An 18,926-nucleotide genomic window follows, 5' to 3' on the forward strand; every position below is an offset into this window, starting at 1 on the left:
ACGAAACGCAAGAATGGTTGACGGCTCTTTACGTTGTCAAGACATTTCGAGTGGTTTCGCATATGCCGGTCGCGAGTACGGTGTGGTCACTTCACCAGACGTACGTTTCTCCTGGCCAGCGGGGGAGGGCAGCGCGCCAGCACGCGCAGCGAACGGTTTCGAAGTGGTTATCGAATACCGCGACACATAGTCACTCGACGTGGCGGCCGTCCACAGGCAGGTATTCTCCAGAATTTTCGAATGGCATATTCCAAGCCGATTCTTGGGAGTCCTGGAGCGTACGGCATGAACAAGGGCGCCGCGCTTGGTATGAACCAGACCGCCGCGCTTCTCCCGAGCTTCCGGGGGAAATCTGAACACGGGCGGCGAGGAATTGACGCAGCTTGAGCAGGCCGCCCGTGGTGCCGCTCGAGAAACACGACGGGCGCCGCACAGCCTTCGCTGCGCGGCGCCCCAGCAGCTACCGCCTACTTCTTCTCGCCCGCTACTTCTTCTCGCCCGCCGGCTTCCGCACCGAGATGTGCAGCTCCCGCAGGCGCGCCTCGTCCAGCTCCGTCGGCGCGCCCATCATCAGGTCCTGCGCGTTGCCGTTCAGCGGGAACGCGATGGTCTCGCGGATGTTCGGCTCGTCCGCGAGGAGCATGACGATGCGGTCGATGCCCGGGGCGATGCCACCGTGCGGCGGGGCACCGAAGCGGAACGCGCGGAGCATGCCGGCGAACTCGCGCTCGACCGTCTCCTCGTCGTAGCCCGCGATGCCGAAGGCCTTGAGCATGATGTCCGGCTCGTGGTTCCGGATGGCGCCGGAGGACAGCTCGACGCCGTTGCAGACGATGTCGTACTGCCAGGCCAGGACGTCCAGCGGGTCCTTGGTCTCCAGGGCCTCCATGCCACCCTGCGGCATCGAGAACGGGTTGTGCGAGAAGTCGATCTTGCCGGTGTCCTCGTCCTTCTCGAACATCGGGAAGTCGACGATCCAGCAGAAGCGGAAGACGCCCTCCTCGAAGTGGCCGGCCCTACGAGCGGCCTCGACCCGCACCGCGCCCATGATCTTCGAGACCTCGTCGAACTCGCCCGCGCCGAAGAACACCGCGTGGCCGGACTCCAGGCCGAGGCGCTCGGTGAGGACCTTGACGTTCTCTTCGGTGAGGAACTTCGCGATCGGGCCGGTCAGCGAACCGTCCTCGGCGACGCGCACCCAGGCCAGGCCCTTCGCGCCCTGCTCGACCGCGTACTCACCGAGCTGGTCGAAGAACTTCCGGGGCTGCGACGCCGTGTCCGGCACCGGCAGGGCGCGCACGTGCTTGCCCGCGAACGCCTTGAACTCCGAGCCCTCGAAGACGTCGCTGATGTCGACGAGCTCCAGCTGCGCGCGCAGGTCCGGCTTGTCCGAGCCGTACTTGAGCATCGCCTCGCGGAACGGGATCCGCGGGAACGGCGACGTGACATGGCGGCCGCCGCCGAACTCCTCGAAGATCTCCGTCATCAGCTGCTCGATCGGCCGGAAGATGTCCTCCTGCTCGACGAAGGACATCTCCACGTCGAGCTGGTAGAACTCGCCGGGCGAGCGGTCGGCGCGGGCGTCCTCGTCGCGGAAGCAGGGCGCGATCTGGAAGTACCGGTCGAAGCCGGAGATCATCAGCAGCTGCTTGAACTGCTGCGGCGCCTGCGGCAGCGCGTAGAACTTGCCCGGGTTCAGGCGGGACGGGACGACGAAGTCGCGGGCGCCCTCGGGCGAGGTCGCCGTGAGGATCGGCGTCGCCATCTCGTTGAAGCCCATCGCGGCCATCTTGTGGCGGATGGCGGAGATGACGGCGGTGCGCAGCATGATGTTGCGGTGCATGCGCTCGCGGCGCAGGTCCAGGAAGCGGTACTCCAGGCGCCGCTCCTCGTTCACCCCGTCCTCGGTGTTGATCGTGAACGGCAGCGGGGCGGCCTCGCCGAGCACCTCGACCTCGGCGGCCTCGATCTCGATCTCGCCGGTCGGCAGGTCCGGGTTCACGTTCTCGGCGCCGCGCGAGACGACCTTGCCGTCGACGCGGACCACCGTCTCCTTGTGGAGCTTGTCCAGGGCCTCGGCGGCCGCGGTGCCGGGACGGGCGACGAGCTGCGTGATGCCGTAGTGGTCGCGCAGATCGATGAAGAGGATGCCGCCCAGGTCTCGGCGATTGTGCAGCCAGCCGCTCAGCCGGACGTCGGTGCCGACGTCAGAGGCGCGGAGCTCGCCGCAGGTGTGGGACCTGTACCGATGCATCGTCGTTCATCCAGTCTTCGCGTCAGTGATCTGTACGATCCGTGCGATGGTCTTTGCGATTCGTGTGGACCGGCCCATCCGGACACCCACCGGATACCCGTCCGGATGCCCATCTGGAAGGACCAGCCTTCCCAGGGTACCGGCCACGTCACGGTCGCCTTCCGATTAATGCGCTCGGCGGCGCCGGCACGCTCGTGGCCGCCCCCGATGCGTTCCGGTGCACACCGACGGTGGCGTTCCGGTGAACACAGTCGGTGGCGACGCTCTGCCCGTCCTTCTTAGAGTGGGGCAATGCGTACCGAAGATCCCCTGCCGCCGGTGGGGGACGTCCTGGCCGCCCTCGCGACCGGCCTGTGGCGCTGGGACAACGCGGCCGGAAAGGTCACCCTCGACGCCGAGGCCGCCCGGCTCCTCGGGCTGCCCGGGGAGCAGGTGACGCTGACCGAGGCGGCCGTCCGGTCCCGCTTCCACCCCGTCGACTGGAACGAGATCTCCGGCGTCATCCAGCTCGCCGTCGCCGAGGGGACCCTCGCCGAGGCCCGGCTGCGGATCATGGACGACAAGGGCCGGGTGATCCGTACGGTACGCAGCCGCTGCAAGCCCGTCGTGCACGGCAACCCGGGCGCGTACGAACTGATCGGCAGCATCCAGGAGGTCACCGAGCCCGCGCCGGGTGCCGCCGCCCGCACCCCCGTCACCGGCGACTGGCGTCGCTCGCGCGAGGCGTTCCTGCTGGACGCGGGGCGGGCGCTGGCCGAGGCGCGGTCCACGGAGGAGGTGCTGCGGGTCGCCGCGGGGCTGTCCATGCCGGGTTTCTCGCCGGACGGGCTCGCCGTCTTCGGCACGGAGGGCGACCGGCTGACGGTCATCGGGCACCACGGGCAGCAGCCCGGCGACGAGGGGCCCTTCTCCGCGATGTCGCTGGACACCGACTATCCGGCCGCCGAGGTGGTGCGCACGGGCCGCGCCGTCTACCTCTCCTCACCGGAGGAGTACCGGCGCCGCTATCCGGTCTCCTGGCCGCTCGCCCAGCGCTTCGACCGCCAGTCCTGGGCCTTCCTTCCGCTGATCGTGGCGGGCCGCACGATAGGCGCCTGGCTGGCGGCCTTCACGTATCCCGTCTCGTTCACACCGGACGAGCGTTCCGTGCTGACGACCGTGGCCCGGATGCTGGCGCAGGCCCTGTCGCGGGCCGGGACCGCCGAGTCGGAGCGCGAGCTGACCGACGGGCTGCAGCGCTCGATGCTGCCCACGCTGGGGCCGGAGATCCCGGGGATGAACGTGGCCGCGCGGTACGTCCCGACGGGCGGCGGCCTCCAGGTCGGCGGCGACTGGTACGACATGATCCCGCTGCCGTCCGGCCGGATCGCGCTGGTCATCGGCGATGTGCAGGGCCATGACGTACGGGCCGCGGGGCTAATGGGGCAGCTGCGCATCGCTCTGCGCGCCTACGCATCGGAGGGCCACCGCCCGGACGCGGTGCTCTCCCGCGCCAACCGCTTCCTGCACGGCATCACGGACTCCCTGACCTACGGCTCCACCGCCGGTCCCGGCCCGTCCGAGGACCCCGAGCCGCGCTTCGCGACCTGCCTGTACGTGGAGGCGGACCCCAAGACGGGCGTCCTGGAAATCGCCCGGGCCGGCCACCCCGACCCGGTGATACGCATGGGCGACGGCACCGTGCTGAAACGGCCCACCGCGGGCGGTCTGCCGCTGGGCGTCGACCCGGACGTCGACTATCCGACGACGGAGTTCGCCCTCGAACCCGGCGAGACCATGCTGATCTGCACGGACGGGCTGATCGAGACCGGCGGCCACGACCTGGAGACCGGCTGGTCCCGGATCCGCTCGGTCCTGGAGGAGCACCGGCCCGAGAACCCCGAGGGGCTGGAGAGCACCAAGGGCCTCGAGGAGCTCGCCGACGTACTGGTGCAGGCCGTGCACGGCCCGTCGTCGCACCACACGACCGGCCCGCTGGCGGACCGCCGCGAGGACGACATCGCGGTCCTGCTGCTGCACCGGAGCAGCGAGCCGGGGCGGGTCGTGACATCGCGGCGCACCGTGCTGACCATCGCGCAGGCGGAGCCCGAGCGGGTCGCGGGCGCCCGCCAGCAGCTGCGCGAGATGCTGCACGACTGGGCGGACGCCGACCAGATCGACTCCGCCGTGCTGCTGGTCTCCGAGCTGCTGACGAACGTCCTCGTCCACACGGACAGCCACGCGCTGCTGGTCGCCGAGGTCATCGGCGAGGAGGGCACGCGGCGCCTGCGCATCGAGGTGACGGACGCCAGCGACGACCTCCCCCACAAGCGCCGGCCCGGCGAACTGGCGTCGTCCGGCCGCGGTCTGCTGCTGATGGAGGTCCTCGCGGGCAGCTGGGGCGTCGACCCGCGGGGCGAGGGCAAGAGCATCTGGTTCGAGTTCTACGAGTCGGCCGCGCCGGGCGGAGGCGCCTTGGAGGGCGGTCCGGGGTACGGCGCGGACGCGGACGGCGACGATCCGTTGGCGTAACGCGAGCGCAGTTCGCCGAGGACGCCGAACACGGCCGCGGTCAGCGGAACGGCCAGCAGCATGCCGAGGATGCCCGCCACGGAAGCGCCCGCGGTGATCGCCAGCAGCACGGCCGCCGGGTGCATCTGCACGGTCCGGCTCTGCACGATCGGCTGCAGCACATGCCCTTCGAGCACCTGCACGGCGAGGACGACGCCGAGCGCCCACAGCGCGATCACGAAGCCCCGGTCGGCGAGCGCAACGAGGATCGCGACAGCCCCGGAGATGAACGCCCCGAGATACGGGATGTAGGCGCCGACGAAGACGAGCGCACCGAGCCCGACGGCCCCCGGCACGCGCAGCACCAGCAGCCCGATGGTGATGAGCAGGGCGTCGATCAGCGCGATGAAGGTGGTTCCGCGCATGAAGCCCTCGACGGCGCGGAAGCCGCGGCGCGCCATCGCCTCGAGGCTCTCGCCCGTACCGCCCGGCGCCAGGGACCGCAGCGCCGCCGACGCCCGGTCGGAGTCGCGCAGGAAGAAGAAGACGAGCAGCAGCGCGAGCACGGCCATCGCCAGGACCTCGCCGACGACGCTGATGCCGCTGATCACTCCGGAGGCCGCCGTCCCGCCGAACCTGCCGAGCAGTTCCCTGGCGTTGGACGCGATGTCCTCGAGCGACGTCCCGGCCGCGCCGAAGTACTTCGCCAGATCGGCGGCGGCCTTCCGTACGGACGCGATGATCTCGTCGCCGGTCTCGATCAGCGAACGGACCACGATGTACGTCGCCCCGCCGACGACGGCGAGGACCGCGGCGCAGGTGATCCCGGCCGCGACCGAACGGTTCACCTTCACCTGCACCAGCCGTCGGTACAGCGGCCTCAGCAGCGCGGTCCCGAGCAGCGCGAGCAGCACCGGGACGACGGCCGTCCGGAACACGATGCACAGCCAGATCCCGACAGCGGCCACGGCCATGGCGAGCAGCACGACGACACACCATGCGGCTGTGCGGCGCGCGGGTTCGGGCAGGAGGGACGGCGGGTGTACGGGGGTCTGCACAGCGTCCAGCCGATCACGTGCCCGGCCAGGCTGCGCGGCGAGGCCTCCGGCCGGGTGACGGATAGTCAGCAACCTGGCCGGAGGCCGCGCCGTAAGCCCGGGCACCCCACTGGGGGCTTCGCCCCCAGACCCCCTATCGCCCTTCGGGCTCGTCCTCAATCTCCCCCAGCTAACGCTGGGAGGTGCCCCCAGACGGGCTCAATTACATCCCGTGCACCGCCGGAATCGTCCCCAGCCGGCCCTTCTGGAAGTCCTCGAAGGCCTGCTGGAGCTCCTCGCGGGTGTTCATCACGAACGGCCCGTAGTGCGCCATCGGCTCGCGGATCGGCTGGCCGCCGAGCAGCACGACCTCGAGGTCCGGGGTGTGCGAGTCCTGCTTCTCGTCCGCGCGGACGGTCAGCGAGGAACCGGCGCCGAAGACGGCGGTCTGGCCGAGGTGGATCGGACGGCGCTCGGCACCGACGCTGCCGCGACCGGCGAGGACGTACGCGAGGCCGTTGAAGTCCTCACGCCACGGCAGCGTGATCTCCGCACCCGGCGCCAGCGTCGCGTGGATCATCGTGATCGGCGTGTGCGTGACGCCGGGACCCTCGTGGCCGTCCAGCTCACCGGCGATGACCCGCAGCAGCGCGCCGCCGTCGGGAGAGGTGAGCAGCTGCACGTTGCCGCCACGGATGTCCTGGTAGCGCGGCGCCATCATCTTGTCCTTGGCCGGGAGGTTCACCCACAGCTGCAGGCCATGGAAGAGACCGCCCGACATCACCAGGTGCTCCGGCGGCGCCTCGATGTGCAGCAGGCCCGCGCCCGCCGTCATCCACTGGGTGTCGCCGTTGGTGATGGTCCCGCCACCGCCGTTGGAGTCCTGGTGGTCGAAGATCCCGTCAATGATGTACGTGACGGTCTCAAAGCCGCGGTGCGGATGCCACGGGGTCCCCTTCGGCTCCCCAGGCTGATATTCCACCTCGCCCATCTGGTCCATCATGATGAACGGGTCCAGGTACTTGTAGTTGATCCCGGCGAACGCACGGCGCACCGGGAAGCCCTCGCCCTCGAAACCGCTCGGCGCCGTCGTCACCGCGAGGACGGGACGGGCCACGGCGTCCGCGGGCGCCACCACACGGGGCAGGGTCAGCGGGTTCTCGATCGTCACTGCAGGCATGTCGGGACCTCCTTTACCTCTACATTAGTTGAATGTAAAACTTTCTGCCACCCCACAACGACGAACGCCCGGAGGGAATTCCCTCCGGGCGTCCAGCCGGCCATGCGGCAACGGGCGTCTAGCCATACATGCGGCGCATCGCGAAGTCCACCATCTGCTCGACCGCCTTGGCGTCGAAGACCATCCGGTGCTCGCCCTCCATGTCGAGGACGAAGCCGTAGCCGGTGGGCAGCAGGTCGATCACCTCGGCGCCGGTGATCACGAAGTACTTGGACTCCTTGCCGGCGTACCTGCGCAGCTGCTTGAGCGAGGTGAACATCGGGATCACCGGCTGCTGGGTGTTGTGCAGCGCGAGGAAGCCCGGGTTGTCGCCGCGCGGGCAGTAGACCTTCGAGGTCGCGAAGATCTGCTGGAAGTCCTCGGCGGACATCGACCCGGTGGTGAAGGCGCGCACGGCGTCCGCCAGCGACGGCGGCGACGGCTCGGGATAGAGCGGCGGCTGCTGGCCGTAACCCTGCTGGGGCGGCGGGGCGTACTGCTGCTGGGCGCCCTGGTTCTGCTCGTACCCGTACATGGCGCACAGCGTACCGAGAGCGGCCGGGCGGGTGGGCCGGTACGGGCCCTGGCGAACCGACAGCGGGTTGACAGCCACCGCGCTGGTTTCCCACAGGTGCCGCTCATAGCGTCTGCCCTATCGAGGCGAGTGCCGGAACGGCATCACACAGCAAGGCATCACACAGCAAGGGGGACAACCATGCACCGACACCACGGCGAGGACCACGAGCACGACAGAGGGCTCTCCTACGACCTTCCCGTCCTGGCCCGCCGCCGGATGATCCGGCTGATGGCGGGGGCGGGCCTGATCCCGCTGGTGGGCTGCAGTTCGGAGGAGACTTCGGCGTCCTCCTCTTCCTCCTCCTCGGCCGCCTCGTCCGGCAACTCCTCCTCTTCCTCCTCGTCCGCCGAGTGCGCGACCATCCCGAACGAGACGGCCGGCCCCTACCCCGGCGACGGCTCGAACGGCGTGAACGTCCTCAAGGAGAGCGGCGTCGTCCGCAGCGACATCACCTCCAGCTTCGGCGACTCCGCGGGCGGCACCGCCGAGGGCGTGCCGCTGACGATCACGCTCACGGTGGTCGACGCGGCCTCCGGCTGCGGCACGCCGAAGAAGGGCGCCGCCGTCTACCTCTGGCACTGCGACCGGGACGGCAACTACTCCCTGTACTCCGAGGGCGTCACCGACGAGAACTACCTGCGCGGCGTCCAGGAGACGGACGACAAGGGCCAGGTCACGTTCACGTCGATCTTCCCGGCCTGCTACTCGGGCCGCTGGCCGCACATCCACTTCGAGGTCTACGGCAGCCTGGAGGACGCCACGGCGGCCACGTCGATCACGAACACCTCGCAGCTCGCCCTGCCGAAGGACGTCTGCGACACGGTGTACGCGACGGACGGCTACAGCCAGAGCGTGCAGAACCTCAGCCAGCTCTCGCTGGAGAGCGACAACATCTTCAGCGACGGCTACGACCAGCAGATGGCGACGGTGACAGGCAGCGTCGAGAAGGGCTACACGGCGACGCTCACGGTGCCGGTCTGACCGGCCGCGCCCGGCCGGGGCGGCGTCCTCCCGTGGCCTTCCGCCCCGGCCGAGCGCGTAACGCGTCACAGATGCCCGTTAGGGGTTGCTTTTTATTACCGGCGGGTAGCATCATCCTAGCTACTTGCTGGTACGTGTACGAGGAACCCTCCCGAACTGCTAACGGAGCCGTCGCCATGGGGCACTACAAGTCGAATCTCCGCGACATCGAGTTCAACCTCTTCGAGGTGCTCGGGCGCGACAAGCTGTACGGCACGGGCCCGTTCGCGGAGATGGACACCGACACCGCCAAGAGCATCCTCGATGAGCTGACCCGGCTCGCCGAGAACGAGCTGGCCGAGTCCTTCGCGGACGCCGACCGCAACCCGCCGGTGTTCGACCCGGAGACCAACACCGCTCCGGTCCCCGCGTCCTTCAAGAAGTCCTACAAGGCCTTCATGGACTCCGAGTACTGGCGCCTGGGCCTGCCCGAGGAGATCGGCGGCACCACCGCCCCGCCGTCGCTGATCTGGTCGTACGCGGAGCTGATCCTCGGCGCGAACCCGGCCGTCTGGATGTACTCGTCCGGCCCCGCGTTCGCCGGCATCCTCTTCGACGAGGGCAACGAGGTCCAGAAGAAGATCGCGCAGATAGCGGTCGAGCGGACCTGGGGCTCCACCATGGTGCTCACCGAGCCGGACGCCGGTTCGGACGTGGGCGCGGGCCGCACCAAGGCGATCCAGCAGGAGGACGGCTCCTGGCACATCGAGGGCGTCAAGCGCTTCATCACGTCCGGTGAGCACGACATGGAGGAGAACATCCTCCACTACGTCCTCGCCCGTCCCGAGGGCGCGGGCCCGGGCACCAAGGGCCTGTCCCTCTTCCTCGTCCCGAAGTACCTGTTCGACTTCGAGACCGGCGAGCTGGGCGAGCGCAACGGCGTCTACGCCACGAACGTCGAGCACAAGATGGGCCTGAAGGCGTCCAACACCTGCGAGATGACGTTCGGCGACAAGCACCCCGCCAAGGGCTGGCTGATCGGCGACAAGCACGACGGCATCCGCCAGATGTTCCGCATCATCGAGTTCGCCCGCATGATGGTCGGCACGAAGGCGATCTCCACCCTCTCGACGGGCTACCTCAACGCCCTCGAGTACGCCAAGGAGCGCGTCCAGGGCCCCGACCTGGCCAACTTCATGGACAAGACCGCGCCCAAGGTCACCATCACGCACCACCCGGACGTGCGCCGCTCGCTGATGACGCAGAAGGCGTACGCAGAGGGCATGCGCGCCCTCGTCCTCTACACCGCCTCCATCCAGGACGCCATCGCCGTCAAGGAGGCCGCGGGCGAGGACGTCTCGCAGGAGCACGCGCTCAACGACCTGCTCCTGCCGATCGTCAAGGGCTACGGCTCCGAGAAGGGCTACGAGCAGCTCGCGCAGTCCCTGCAGACTTTCGGCGGCTCCGGCTTCCTGCAGGAGTACCCGATCGAGCAGTACATCCGCGACGCCAAGATCGACACCCTCTACGAGGGCACCACCGCGATCCAGGGCCAGGACTACTTCTTCCGGAAGATCGTCCGCAACCAGGGCGCCGCGCTGAACTCGCTCGCCGAGGAGATCAAGAAGTTCCTCGCGATCGGCACCGGCGGCGACGAGCTGGCCGCGGCCCGCGACCAGCTCGCCAAGGCGGCCGTCGAGCTCGAGGCCATCGTCGGCGTCATGCTGACCGACCTCGCGGCCACCGAGCAGGACGTCAAGAACATCTACAAGGTCGGCCTCAACACCACCCGTCTGCTGCTCGCCTCGGGTGACGTGGTCGTCGGCTACCTGCTGCTGAAGGGCGCCGCCGTGGCCGCCGAGAAGCTGCCGGCCGCCTCCGCGAAGGACAAGGCCTTCTACACGGGCAAGATCGCGGCCGCGAAGTTCTTCGCCGCCAACATCCTGCCGGGCGTCGCCGTCCAGCGTCAGCTGGCCGAGGCCGTCGAGCTGGACCTGATGGACCTCGACGAGGCAGCCTTCTAGTCGACCCGGCTACAGACGCCCCCCTTTACGAGGGCCCGCTTCCCACCGGGAGCGGGCCCTCGTACGTCGTTAAGGTGAACCCATGACCTCTCCCGCCCGCTTCGACCGCGGCCACACCGACGACCTCATGTCCTTCCTGGCGGCGAGCCCGTCGCCGTACCACGCGGTGGCGAGCGCCGCCGAGCGGCTGGAGAAGGCGGGCTTCCGGCAGGTCGCGGAGATGGACGCCTGGGAGGGGTCCACCGGCGGGAAGTACGTGCTGCGCGGCGGCGCGATCGTCGCCTGGTACGTGCCGGAGGAGGCCGCACCCCACACGCCGTTCCGGATCATCGGGGCGCACACCGACTCCCCGAACCTGCGGGTCAAGCCCCTGCCCGACACCGGTGCACACGGCTGGCGGCAGATCGCGGTGGAGATCTACGGCGGGCCGCTGCTCAACTCCTGGCTGGACCGCGACCTGGGCATCGCCGGACGGCTCTCGCTGCGGGACGGCTCCAGCATGCTGGTCAACGTCGACCGGCCCTTGCTGCGCATCCCGCAGCTGGCGATCCACCTCGACCGCTCGGTGCACACCGACGGCCTCAAGCTCGACAAGCAGAAGCACCTGCAGCCCATCTGGGGCCTGGGCGAGCCCGGCGAGGGCGGCCTGATCCGCTTCCTGGAGGACGAGAACGGGATCGAGCCGGGCGAGGTCACCGGCTGGGACCTGATGGTCCACTCCATCGAGCGCCCCTCCTACCTGGGCCGCGACCGCGAGCTGATGGCCGGGCCGCGCCTGGACAACCTGCTGTCCGTGCACGCGGGCACGGCGGCGCTCGCGGCAGTCGCGGGCTCCGCGGTGTCGGGCGCCGACCTCCCGTACATCCCGGTCCTCGCCGCCTTCGACCACGAGGAGAACGGGTCGCAGTCCGACACCGGCGCGGACGGCCCGCTGCTCGGCAGTGTGCTGGAGCGTTCGGTGTTCGCGCGCGGCGGCTCGTACGAGGACCGGGCGCGGGCCTTCGCGGGAACCGTGTGCCTGTCCTCCGACACGGGCCACGCCGTGCACCCCAACTACGCGGAGCGGCACGACCCGACGCACCACCCGCGCGCGAACGGCGGACCGATCCTCAAGGTCAACGTCAACAACCGCTATGCGACGGATGGTTCGGGCCGCGCCGTGTTCGCCGCGGCCTGCGAGAGGGCGGGCGTCCCCCTCCAGTCCTTCGTCTCCAACAACTCGATGCCGTGCGGCACGACGATCGGCCCCATCACCGCCGCCCGGCACGGCATCAAGACCGTCGACATCGGCGTCGCGATCCTGTCGATGCACAGCGCCCGCGAACTGTGCGGCGCGGACGACCCGTTCTTGCTGGCGAACGCGCTGGTGGCGTTCCTGGAGGGCTGAGCACCCGTCGGATCCGGACTTTCAAGTCTCCGCCACCGCATGCCTGTTCGGGCTCGGGGTACTCGACCTCGGCCCGGAACAGCCATACGGGACTCCAAGGAGGCGAGACTTATGGGCCTGGGCGGATGCATCATCCTGATCGCCGCGGGGGCCATCCTCACGTTCGCGACCGACTGGGACATGAAGGGCGTCAACCTCGACGTGGTCGGGGTGATCCTCATGGCGGTCGGCCTCATCGGCGTGGCCACATTCAGCAGCATCGCAAGGCGCCGCCGCGTACTGATGCCACCGGGTTCCCCGGTGGTGGAGGAGAAACGGCACCATCACCATGGGGGCGGGTACGGCGGCTACGAGTGACTACCGCTGTGGGGCGGTGGGCTCCGCCGTACCGCTGTGGGCAATCGTTCCGCAGGGCTGGGGGCACCTCCCAGCGGTAGCTGGGGGAGGGTGGGCACAGCCCCACGACGGCGGGTGACCCGACGCCGAACGGTGCCCACCCGGGCAGACGTCAGCCCTCGTCCATCCCGGCCAGCACGAGCGGCAGCCGCCCCACCCCGCCCGCCGCAAGGCGAACCGGCACCCCCCAGTCCTGCTGGTGCACATGGCAGGCCGGGTACTCGTTGGCGGGATCGTCATCGCACGAGGCCGCCATAGCGGACACGTGCAGAACCCCCTCCGGCACGGAGGGGTTGAGCTCGAGCACCCGCTCGAGCTCCGTCCCCGCACCGTCCCCACCAAGCAGCAACTCCGGCGGCGTAGACGAGACGAGCAGCCTCGTCGACGGCCCATACCGCGTATCCAGCTTCTGCCCGGCCGGCGCCTGGAAGATCACGTCCAGCTGAAGCTTCCCGGGCGCGACCTCGGTCGCGGCCCGCTGCGTCCGGTGGGCGACCGACTCCACGCGCACGGCCTCCTCCGGCAGCCGCAGCCGCGTCAGCCGGTGCCGGGCCGACTCGACGACCACGATGTCGCCGGACTCGGCGAGCAGCACGGCATCGCTCGGCTCCCGCAGATCGGTGGCGAGCGTGGTCACCTCACCCGTCGCCGGGTCGTAGCGCCGCAGTGCGTGGTTGTACGTGTCGCTGACGGCGACGGAGCCGTCGGGGAGGGCGGTGACGCCGAGCGGGTGCTGGAAGAGGGCCTGCTCGGCGGCCCCGTCACGGTGCCCGAAGTCGAAGAGACCGGTGCCGACGGCGGTGTGCACGGAGCCGTCGAGGTCCACCCAGCGCAGGGCGGACGTCTCGGAGTCGGCCAGCCACAGCCGCTCCCCGTCGGCCGACACGGCGAGACCGGACGGCTGCGCGAACCAGGCCTCGGCGCCCGGCCCGTCGACGAGACCCTCGTTCGTCGTACCCGCCGCGACGGCCACGGCCTGCTCGACCGGGTCGTACGTCCACAGCTGGTGCACACCCGCCATGGCGATCCACACCTTGCCGCCGAAGACGGCCACGTCCCAGGGGGATGAGAGGTCCACCTCGCGGGCCGGGCCGCTGGTCGGCGAGCCCTGCCACCACTGGCGGCCGGTCCCGGCGAGCGTCGTGACCGCGCCGGTGGCGAGGTCGAGGCGGCGCAGCGCGTGGTTCACGGTGTCGGCGACGACGACCGCCGCCCCGTCCTCGATCAGCGCCAGACCCTGCGGCTCGCTGAAAGCCGCCGCGCCCGCCGCTCCGTCGGCGAAGCCGCGCTCGCCCGAGCCGATGCGCCGTACGACGCTCTCACCGTCGGCGGCCAGCTCGACCAGCTGATGCCGGGTCGTGTCGCTGACCAGGAAGTTCCCGGACGGCAGGAGCAGCGCCTTGCCGGGGAAGCGCAGGTCGGTCGCGACGGGCTCCGGCGGGACGTAGGGTCCGTCGCCGCGCCGCAGGGTGCCCTTCGCCTCGTGCTCGGCCTCCAGCTCCTCCACAAGCTTCGCGATCGCGTGCGCATGGCCCTCACCGGCGTGCTGCGCGACAACGTACCCCTCGGGATCGATGACGACGAGGGTGGGCCAGGCACGGACCGCGTACTGCTTCCAGGTGGCCAGCTCGGGGTCGTCGAGCACCGGGTGCTCGACGCCGTACCGCTCGACGGCGTCCACGACAGCCTGGTGCTCGGCCTCGTGCACGAACTTCGGCGAGTGCACACCGATGATCACCACGGTGTCGCGGTGCTTCTCCTCCAGCTCACGCAGCTCATCCAGGACGTGCAGGCAGTTGATGCAGCAAAAGGTCCAAAAATCCAAAACGACGATGCGTCCCCGCAGGTCGGCGAGGGTGTATTGCTGGCCGCCCGTGTTGAGCCAGCCGCCCTTGCCGATCAGCTCGGGGGCACGGACACGGGCACGGCGGGGCTGCGCGGAGGAGACGTCGTTCATCCCTCAAGGGTGCCATCACGCGAGAGCATGCCCGGTCGTGGCGTCCACGCCTCGACGTGATCGCCCGGAGCAGCGGTCTGGGCACAGCGGCCAGCCTGCGCGCCCGGCTGCGCCGCGAGACGGGGCTCAGCCCGTCGGGCTACCGGCGGCGTTTCGGCTCGGCTGCCGGGGAACCCCTGAGCGCATGAGATACCTCGTACGCGACCGGATCCTCGGCATCGGTGACGACTACTGGATCGAGGACGAGCAGGGCGGCAAGGCGTTTCTCGTCGACGGGAAGGCGATGCGTCTGCGGGACACCTTCGAACTGAAGGATCCGACGGGCCGGGTGCTGATCGTCGTCCGGCAGAAGATGCTCGCGCTGCGCGACACCATGGTGATCGAGCGGGACGGCGAGTCCCTGGCCACCGTGAAGCGCAAGCGGCTGTCGCTTCTGCGCAACCACTATCGCGTGGCCCTGGCCGACGGCACCGAAATGGACGTCAGCGGGAAGATCCTCGACCGCGAGTTCACGATCGAACTCGACCATCGGCAGCTCGCCCGCATCTCGCGCCGTTGGCTGCACGTACGCGAGACGTACGGAGTCGACATCCTGGACGAGCAAGCCGACCCGTCATTGCTGATCGCAGTCACGGTGTGTGTGATCCAGTTGGCGGACAAGCAACGGAGGCTGGGACAGGTGTAGGCGTGCGATGGTGACGGAGCGCAGCCCCTAAAACGCCGCGCCCGTCACCGGCGCGGCGCGTCCAGCCCCAGCACCCGGTCCTTCAGCGCCGGGAACTGCTCACGGGTCGTGGACACGCGGCCCGGGTCGAGCTCCACGGTGAGGACCTCCTCGCCCGCCCCGGCCTCGCCGAGCACCTCGCCCCACGGGTCGACCACGATGCTGTGCCCCGCCTGGGGCACCCCCGCATGCGTACCGGCCGTCCCGCACGCCAGCACGTACGCCTGGTTCTCGACGGCCCGCGCCTGGGCGAGCAGCGTCCAGTGGGACCGCCGCCTCTCCGGCCAGCCCGCCGGGATGACCAGCAGTTCGGCTCCCGCGTCGACCAGCCCGCGGAACAGCTCGGGGAAGCGGAGGTCGTAGCAGGTGGCGAGGCCGGCCGCCGTGCCCGGCAGCCGCACCGTGACCAGGCTGCTGCCCGCGCCCATCAGCACGGCCTCGCCCTTGTCGAAGCCGAAGCGGTGGATCTTGCGGTAGGCGGCGGCGAGCTGCCCGTCGGGCGAGAAGACGAGCGAGGTGTTGTAGAGGGGGCCGTCAGGGTCCCTCTCCGGGATCGAGCCGGCATGCAGCCATACGCCCGCGTCGCTCGCGGCCTTCGCCATCACCTCGTACGTGGGGCCCTCCAGGGGCTCGGCCTCGGCGGCGAACGACTCGTAGGCGAAGGCGCCCGTGGTCCACAGCTCGGGCAGCACGACGAGATCGGCGCCCGCCTGTTCCCTCACCAGAGAGGCCGCGCGCTCCCGTCGGGAATCGATCGATTCGTCATCGTCTACGCCGATCTGGATGAGCGAAGCGCGCACAGTACCACCGTCCTGGCATTCGACCCGTCCACGCGGGCCTACGATCGTCACACGAAAGCACTGCCGGGGTGCCTTCAGGCAGCGTAACTTAGCTGCGAAGCCTCCCAGCCAGTCCGTTCCGCCCGTGCACCAACCGTCCGAGGGGTCCCGTGAGCCTCCATCCCAGCCTTCAGACCTATGCCGACGCCTGGACCCACTCCGTGGAAGCGATAACCGAGCTGGTGCAGCCGCTCGTCGAGGGCGAGTGGAACAGGGCGACGCCCTGCCCGGGCTGGTCGGTGCGGGACATCGTCTCCCATGTCATCGGCCTGGACTGCGAGATGCTGGGCGACCCGCGGCCGATCCACACGCTGCCGCGCGATCTGTACCACGTGAAGACCGACCACCAGCGCTATATGGAGATGCAGGTCGATGTGCGGCGGCACCACACCGCACCCGAGATGACCTCCGAACTGGAGTACACGGTCATCCGCCGCATGCGGCAGCTGCGCAACGAGGGCCGGCATCCGGAGGCCACGGTCCGCGGGCCGCTGGGCACCGAGCAGACCCTGGAACACGCGATGCGGATGCGGGCGTTCGACATCTGGGTGCACGAACAGGACCTGCGCGCGGCTCTCGGGCAGCCCGGCAACCTCGACTCCCCCGGCGCCTACGTCACCCGTGACGTGCTGCTGGCGGCGCTGCCCAAGGTGGTCGCCAAGGACGCGGGGGCGCCGGCGAATTCGGCGGTCGTCTTCGACGTGAACGGTCCGGTGGACTTCCTGCGCACGGTCCGCGTGGACGCCGAGGGCCGCGGCACCATCGACGGCGCCCCGTCCCTCGGACCCGCGGTGACGCTGAGCATGGACTGGGAGACGTACTACCGCCTGGCCTGCGGCCGCGTACAGCCGCTGGACGTCGCGGACGGGGTGAAGTCGGAGGGCGACCAGGACCTGGCGGCAGCGATCCTGCGGCACTTCGCGGTGACGCCGTAACCTTCATGCCCGTCCGATCGGGGGTCTGGGGGCGGAGCCCCCAGACCTACGCCGGAACGTGCACAGCCTCCACCCGCGAGGCGACCAACCGCTCCCGCTCCCGCCGAACCGCCCGCTTCCGCAGCCGCAGCACCTGGCTGAGCCCCACCGCCTGCAGCATGAAGATCACGGAGAACGCCACGCGGTAGTTCCCGCCGGTCGCATCCAGCAGCACGCCCACCGCGAACAGCGTCGTCATGGAGGCGGTGAAGCCGCCGATGTTGACGATGCCGGACGCCGTGCCCTGACGCTCCGGCAGGTTCGCGGGCCGGGCGAAGTCGAAGCCGATCATCGAGGCCGGTCCGCAGGCGCCGAGCACCGTGCACAGCACGATGAGCAGCCACATCGGGGCGTGGTCGCCCGGGTAGGCGAGCGTGGCCGCCCAGGCCACCGCCGTCGCCGTGACCGTGCCGATCGCCAGCGGGGTCCGAGCGGCGTGGTGCCGCTGGACGATCTGCCCGTAGACGAGGCCGATCGCCAGGTTGGACACGACGACCAGGGTGAGCAGTTCGCCTGCGGAGCCCCGGGACAGGCCCTGCGCCTCGACGAGGAACGGCAGGCCCCACAGCAGCAGGAACACCATCGCCGGGAACTGCGTCGTGAAGTGCACCCACATGCCGAGCCGGGTGCCGGGCTCGCGCCAGGCCGCCGCGATCTGGCGGCGTACGTACGCGGCGCCCTGGTGCGGCAGCGGCTCCGGTTCGTGCCCCTCGGGGTGGTCCTTGAGGAAGAGCACCACCAGGACGAGGACGACGACGCCGGCGAGCGCGCTGCCGCCGAACGCGGCGGTCCAGCCGATCCCCTGGAGCAGTTGGGCCAGCACCATCGTGGAGACGAGGTTGCCCGCGACGCCGGCGAGGCCCGCGAGCTGCCCGACCAGCGGCCCGCGGCGGGCCGGGAACCAGCGGCTGCCAAGACGCAGCACGCTGATGAACGTCATCGCGTCACCGCAGCCCAGCAGCGCGCGTGCGGCCAGCGCCGTCCCGTACGACGGGGACAGCGCGAAGCCGAGCTGGCCGGCCGTGAACAGCACGGCGCCCAGGGTCAGCACCTTCCTGGTACCGAGCCGGTCGACGAGCAGGCCGACGGGTATCTGCATGCCCGCGTAGACGAGCAGTTGGAGGATCGAGAAGGTCGACAGCGCGGAGGCGTTGATGTGGAACCGGTCGACGGCGTCCAGGCCCGCGACGCCGAGCGAGGTGCGGAAGATGACGGCGACGAAGTAGACGGAGACGCCGATCGACCAGACGGCGACGGCGCGCCGGCCGCCGGGAGGATCGCCGGGCAGGGAGCCCCGGAACGACGTCGAGGACGCGGAGGAGCTCATCGGACCTCGCCCCGCGCCAGGTGGGAGAACCAGTCGACGTGCCGGTGGACGACGGCGACGGCCGCCTCGCCGTCGCCCGAGCGCAGGGCGTCGAGGATCTCCTGGTGCTCGACGAGGGTCTTGGCGATCCGGTCGGGGTGCGAGTGCAGCACGGCGACTCCCATCCTGAGCTGACGGTCACGCAGTTGGTCGTAGAGGCGCGAGAGGATCTCGTTGCCGCCGCTGCGCACGATCTCCGCGTGGAAGCAGCGGTCGGTGATCGCCGCCTCGGCCAGGTCTCCGGCCGCGGCCTGCTCCTTTTGCTTCTCGAGCAACTCCTCAAGGCGGGCGATCAGTTGCGGGGACGCGGGCACCGCCTTGCGCGCGGCATGCTCCTCGACGAGCAGGCGGGTCTCGACGACATCCGCGATCTCCTGAGCGGAGACGGGCAGGACCAGCGCGCCCTTCTTCGGGTAGAGCTTGATGAGCCCTTCGACCTCCAGCCGGAGCAGAGCCTCGCGTACCGGCGTACGGGAGACGCCGACGGCCTCGGCGAGCTCGCCCTCGGTGAGCAGCGTCCCACCCTCGTAAACCCGCTCGAGGACCGACCTCTTGACGTGGTGATAGACGCGGTCGGCGGCGGGCGGCTGCTTGGCGGATGCAGGAGCGGAGGCGGGGGCGGGGGCGGCGGACGAGAGCGGGCCTGAAGGCATGCGCACATCATAGATACAACACGTACGCAAGGTCGCCCCTCGTCCACGATGCGGACTGAAAAGCCCTCA

The 18,926-nt window shown here is 70.0% G+C and carries 15 protein-coding genes and 1 pseudogene; 8 read left to right on the forward strand and 8 right to left on the reverse strand.

Annotated features, from left to right (window positions below):
* Nucleotides 1-484: 484 nt before the first annotated feature.
* Nucleotides 485-2,254: an aspartate--tRNA ligase gene (gene aspS, locus STSP_RS08525; protein ID WP_067274214.1), complete on the reverse strand. Its 1,770-nt coding sequence runs from the start codon at nucleotides 2,252-2,254 to the stop codon at nucleotides 485-487.
* Between the two features lie 291 nt (nucleotides 2,255-2,545).
* Between aspS and STSP_RS08530 the strand changes: the two genes are divergently transcribed.
* Nucleotides 2,546-4,765 carry a SpoIIE family protein phosphatase gene (locus STSP_RS08530; protein ID WP_067274217.1) on the forward strand — a complete coding sequence of 740 codons (2,220 nt, stop codon included), beginning with the start codon at nucleotides 2,546-2,548 and terminating at the stop codon, nucleotides 4,763-4,765.
* Here the strand turns inward: STSP_RS08530 and STSP_RS08535 are convergent.
* The 3 genes from STSP_RS08535 to STSP_RS08545 form a co-directional block, all read right to left on the reverse strand.
* The gene (locus STSP_RS08535; RefSeq protein WP_067274219.1) at nucleotides 4,678-5,802 is read right to left on the reverse strand and encodes an AI-2E family transporter; all 1,125 of its coding nucleotides are present in this window, start codon (nucleotides 5,800-5,802) and stop codon (nucleotides 4,678-4,680) included. The two genes, STSP_RS08530 and STSP_RS08535, sit on opposite strands and share 88 nt — an antisense overlap.
* A 202-nt stretch (nucleotides 5,803-6,004) precedes the next feature.
* Nucleotides 6,005-6,961, reverse strand: coding sequence for a pirin family protein (locus STSP_RS08540; RefSeq protein WP_067274223.1), 957 nt, complete (start codon nucleotides 6,959-6,961; stop codon nucleotides 6,005-6,007).
* 118 nt (nucleotides 6,962-7,079) lie between these two features.
* A complete protein-coding gene (locus STSP_RS08545) occupies nucleotides 7,080-7,535 on the reverse strand; it encodes an SseB family protein (RefSeq protein WP_067274313.1) in 456 nt (151 codons plus the stop codon).
* Nucleotides 7,536-7,715: 180 nt separating this feature from the next.
* On the opposite strand from STSP_RS08545, the gene STSP_RS08550 reads away from it, so the two are divergent.
* The 4 genes from STSP_RS08550 to STSP_RS08565 all read left to right on the forward strand — a co-directional run bounded on the left by STSP_RS08550 (nucleotide 7,716) and on the right by STSP_RS08565 (nucleotide 12,305).
* Nucleotides 7,716-8,558 (forward strand): intradiol ring-cleavage dioxygenase, encoded by an 843-nt coding sequence (locus STSP_RS08550; RefSeq protein ID WP_067274225.1) that lies wholly within the window; start codon nucleotides 7,716-7,718, stop codon nucleotides 8,556-8,558.
* A gap of 176 nt (nucleotides 8,559-8,734) precedes the next feature.
* Complete coding sequence (locus STSP_RS08555; RefSeq protein ID WP_067274227.1) at nucleotides 8,735-10,561, forward strand: acyl-CoA dehydrogenase; 1,827 nt, start codon at nucleotides 8,735-8,737, stop codon at nucleotides 10,559-10,561.
* An 82-nt stretch (nucleotides 10,562-10,643) separates the two neighbouring features.
* The gene (locus STSP_RS08560) at nucleotides 10,644-11,948 is read left to right on the forward strand and encodes a M18 family aminopeptidase (protein ID WP_067274229.1); all 1,305 of its coding nucleotides are present in this window, start codon (nucleotides 10,644-10,646) and stop codon (nucleotides 11,946-11,948) included.
* Between the two features lie 111 nt (nucleotides 11,949-12,059).
* The gene (locus STSP_RS08565) at nucleotides 12,060-12,305 is read left to right on the forward strand and encodes a DUF6458 family protein (protein WP_067274231.1); all 246 of its coding nucleotides are present in this window, start codon (nucleotides 12,060-12,062) and stop codon (nucleotides 12,303-12,305) included.
* Between the two features lie 151 nt (nucleotides 12,306-12,456).
* On the opposite strand, the gene STSP_RS08570 is transcribed toward STSP_RS08565, so the two are convergent.
* Nucleotides 12,457-14,301: an NHL domain-containing thioredoxin family protein gene (locus STSP_RS08570; protein WP_067274233.1), complete on the reverse strand. Its 1,845-nt coding sequence runs from the start codon at nucleotides 14,299-14,301 to the stop codon at nucleotides 12,457-12,459.
* Between the two features lie 47 nt (nucleotides 14,302-14,348).
* Between STSP_RS08570 and STSP_RS40070 the strand changes: the two are divergent.
* Both STSP_RS40070 and STSP_RS08575 read left to right on the forward strand, forming a co-directional pair.
* Nucleotides 14,349-14,489, forward strand: a pseudogene (locus STSP_RS40070) (AraC family transcriptional regulator); the annotation flags it as partial.
* Entirely contained in the window at nucleotides 14,486-14,986 is a 501-nt protein-coding gene (locus tag STSP_RS08575; protein ID WP_067274236.1) for an LURP-one-related/scramblase family protein, read from the forward strand. The pseudogene STSP_RS40070 and the gene STSP_RS08575, both read left to right, overlap by 4 nt.
* Before the next feature lie 44 nt (nucleotides 14,987-15,030).
* Here the strand turns inward: STSP_RS08575 and STSP_RS08580 are convergent, their stop codons facing one another.
* Entirely contained in the window at nucleotides 15,031-15,825 is a 795-nt protein-coding gene (locus STSP_RS08580) for a carbon-nitrogen family hydrolase (protein WP_067274238.1), read from the reverse strand.
* A gap of 149 nt (nucleotides 15,826-15,974) precedes the next feature.
* On the opposite strand from STSP_RS08580, the gene STSP_RS08585 reads away from it, so the two are divergent.
* Nucleotides 15,975-16,799, forward strand: a complete 825-nt coding sequence (locus STSP_RS08585; protein ID WP_067274241.1) for a maleylpyruvate isomerase family mycothiol-dependent enzyme — start codon at nucleotides 15,975-15,977, stop codon at nucleotides 16,797-16,799.
* A gap of 46 nt (nucleotides 16,800-16,845) precedes the next feature.
* On the opposite strand, the gene STSP_RS08590 is transcribed toward STSP_RS08585, so the two are convergent.
* Both STSP_RS08590 and STSP_RS08595 read right to left on the reverse strand, forming a co-directional pair.
* Nucleotides 16,846-18,165, reverse strand: coding sequence for an MFS transporter (locus tag STSP_RS08590; RefSeq protein WP_067274243.1), 1,320 nt, complete (start codon nucleotides 18,163-18,165; stop codon nucleotides 16,846-16,848).
* Nucleotides 18,162-18,857 carry a GntR family transcriptional regulator gene (locus tag STSP_RS08595; RefSeq protein WP_067274246.1) on the reverse strand — a complete coding sequence of 232 codons (696 nt, stop codon included), beginning with the start codon at nucleotides 18,855-18,857 and terminating at the stop codon, nucleotides 18,162-18,164. Before STSP_RS08595 ends, STSP_RS08590 begins: the two co-directional genes overlap by 4 nt.
* Nucleotides 18,858-18,926: the final 69 nt, after the last annotated feature.

This window comes from Streptomyces jeddahensis, from assembly GCF_001642995.1.
GTDB classification, from domain to species: Bacteria; Actinomycetota; Actinomycetes; order Streptomycetales; family Streptomycetaceae; genus Streptomyces; species Streptomyces jeddahensis.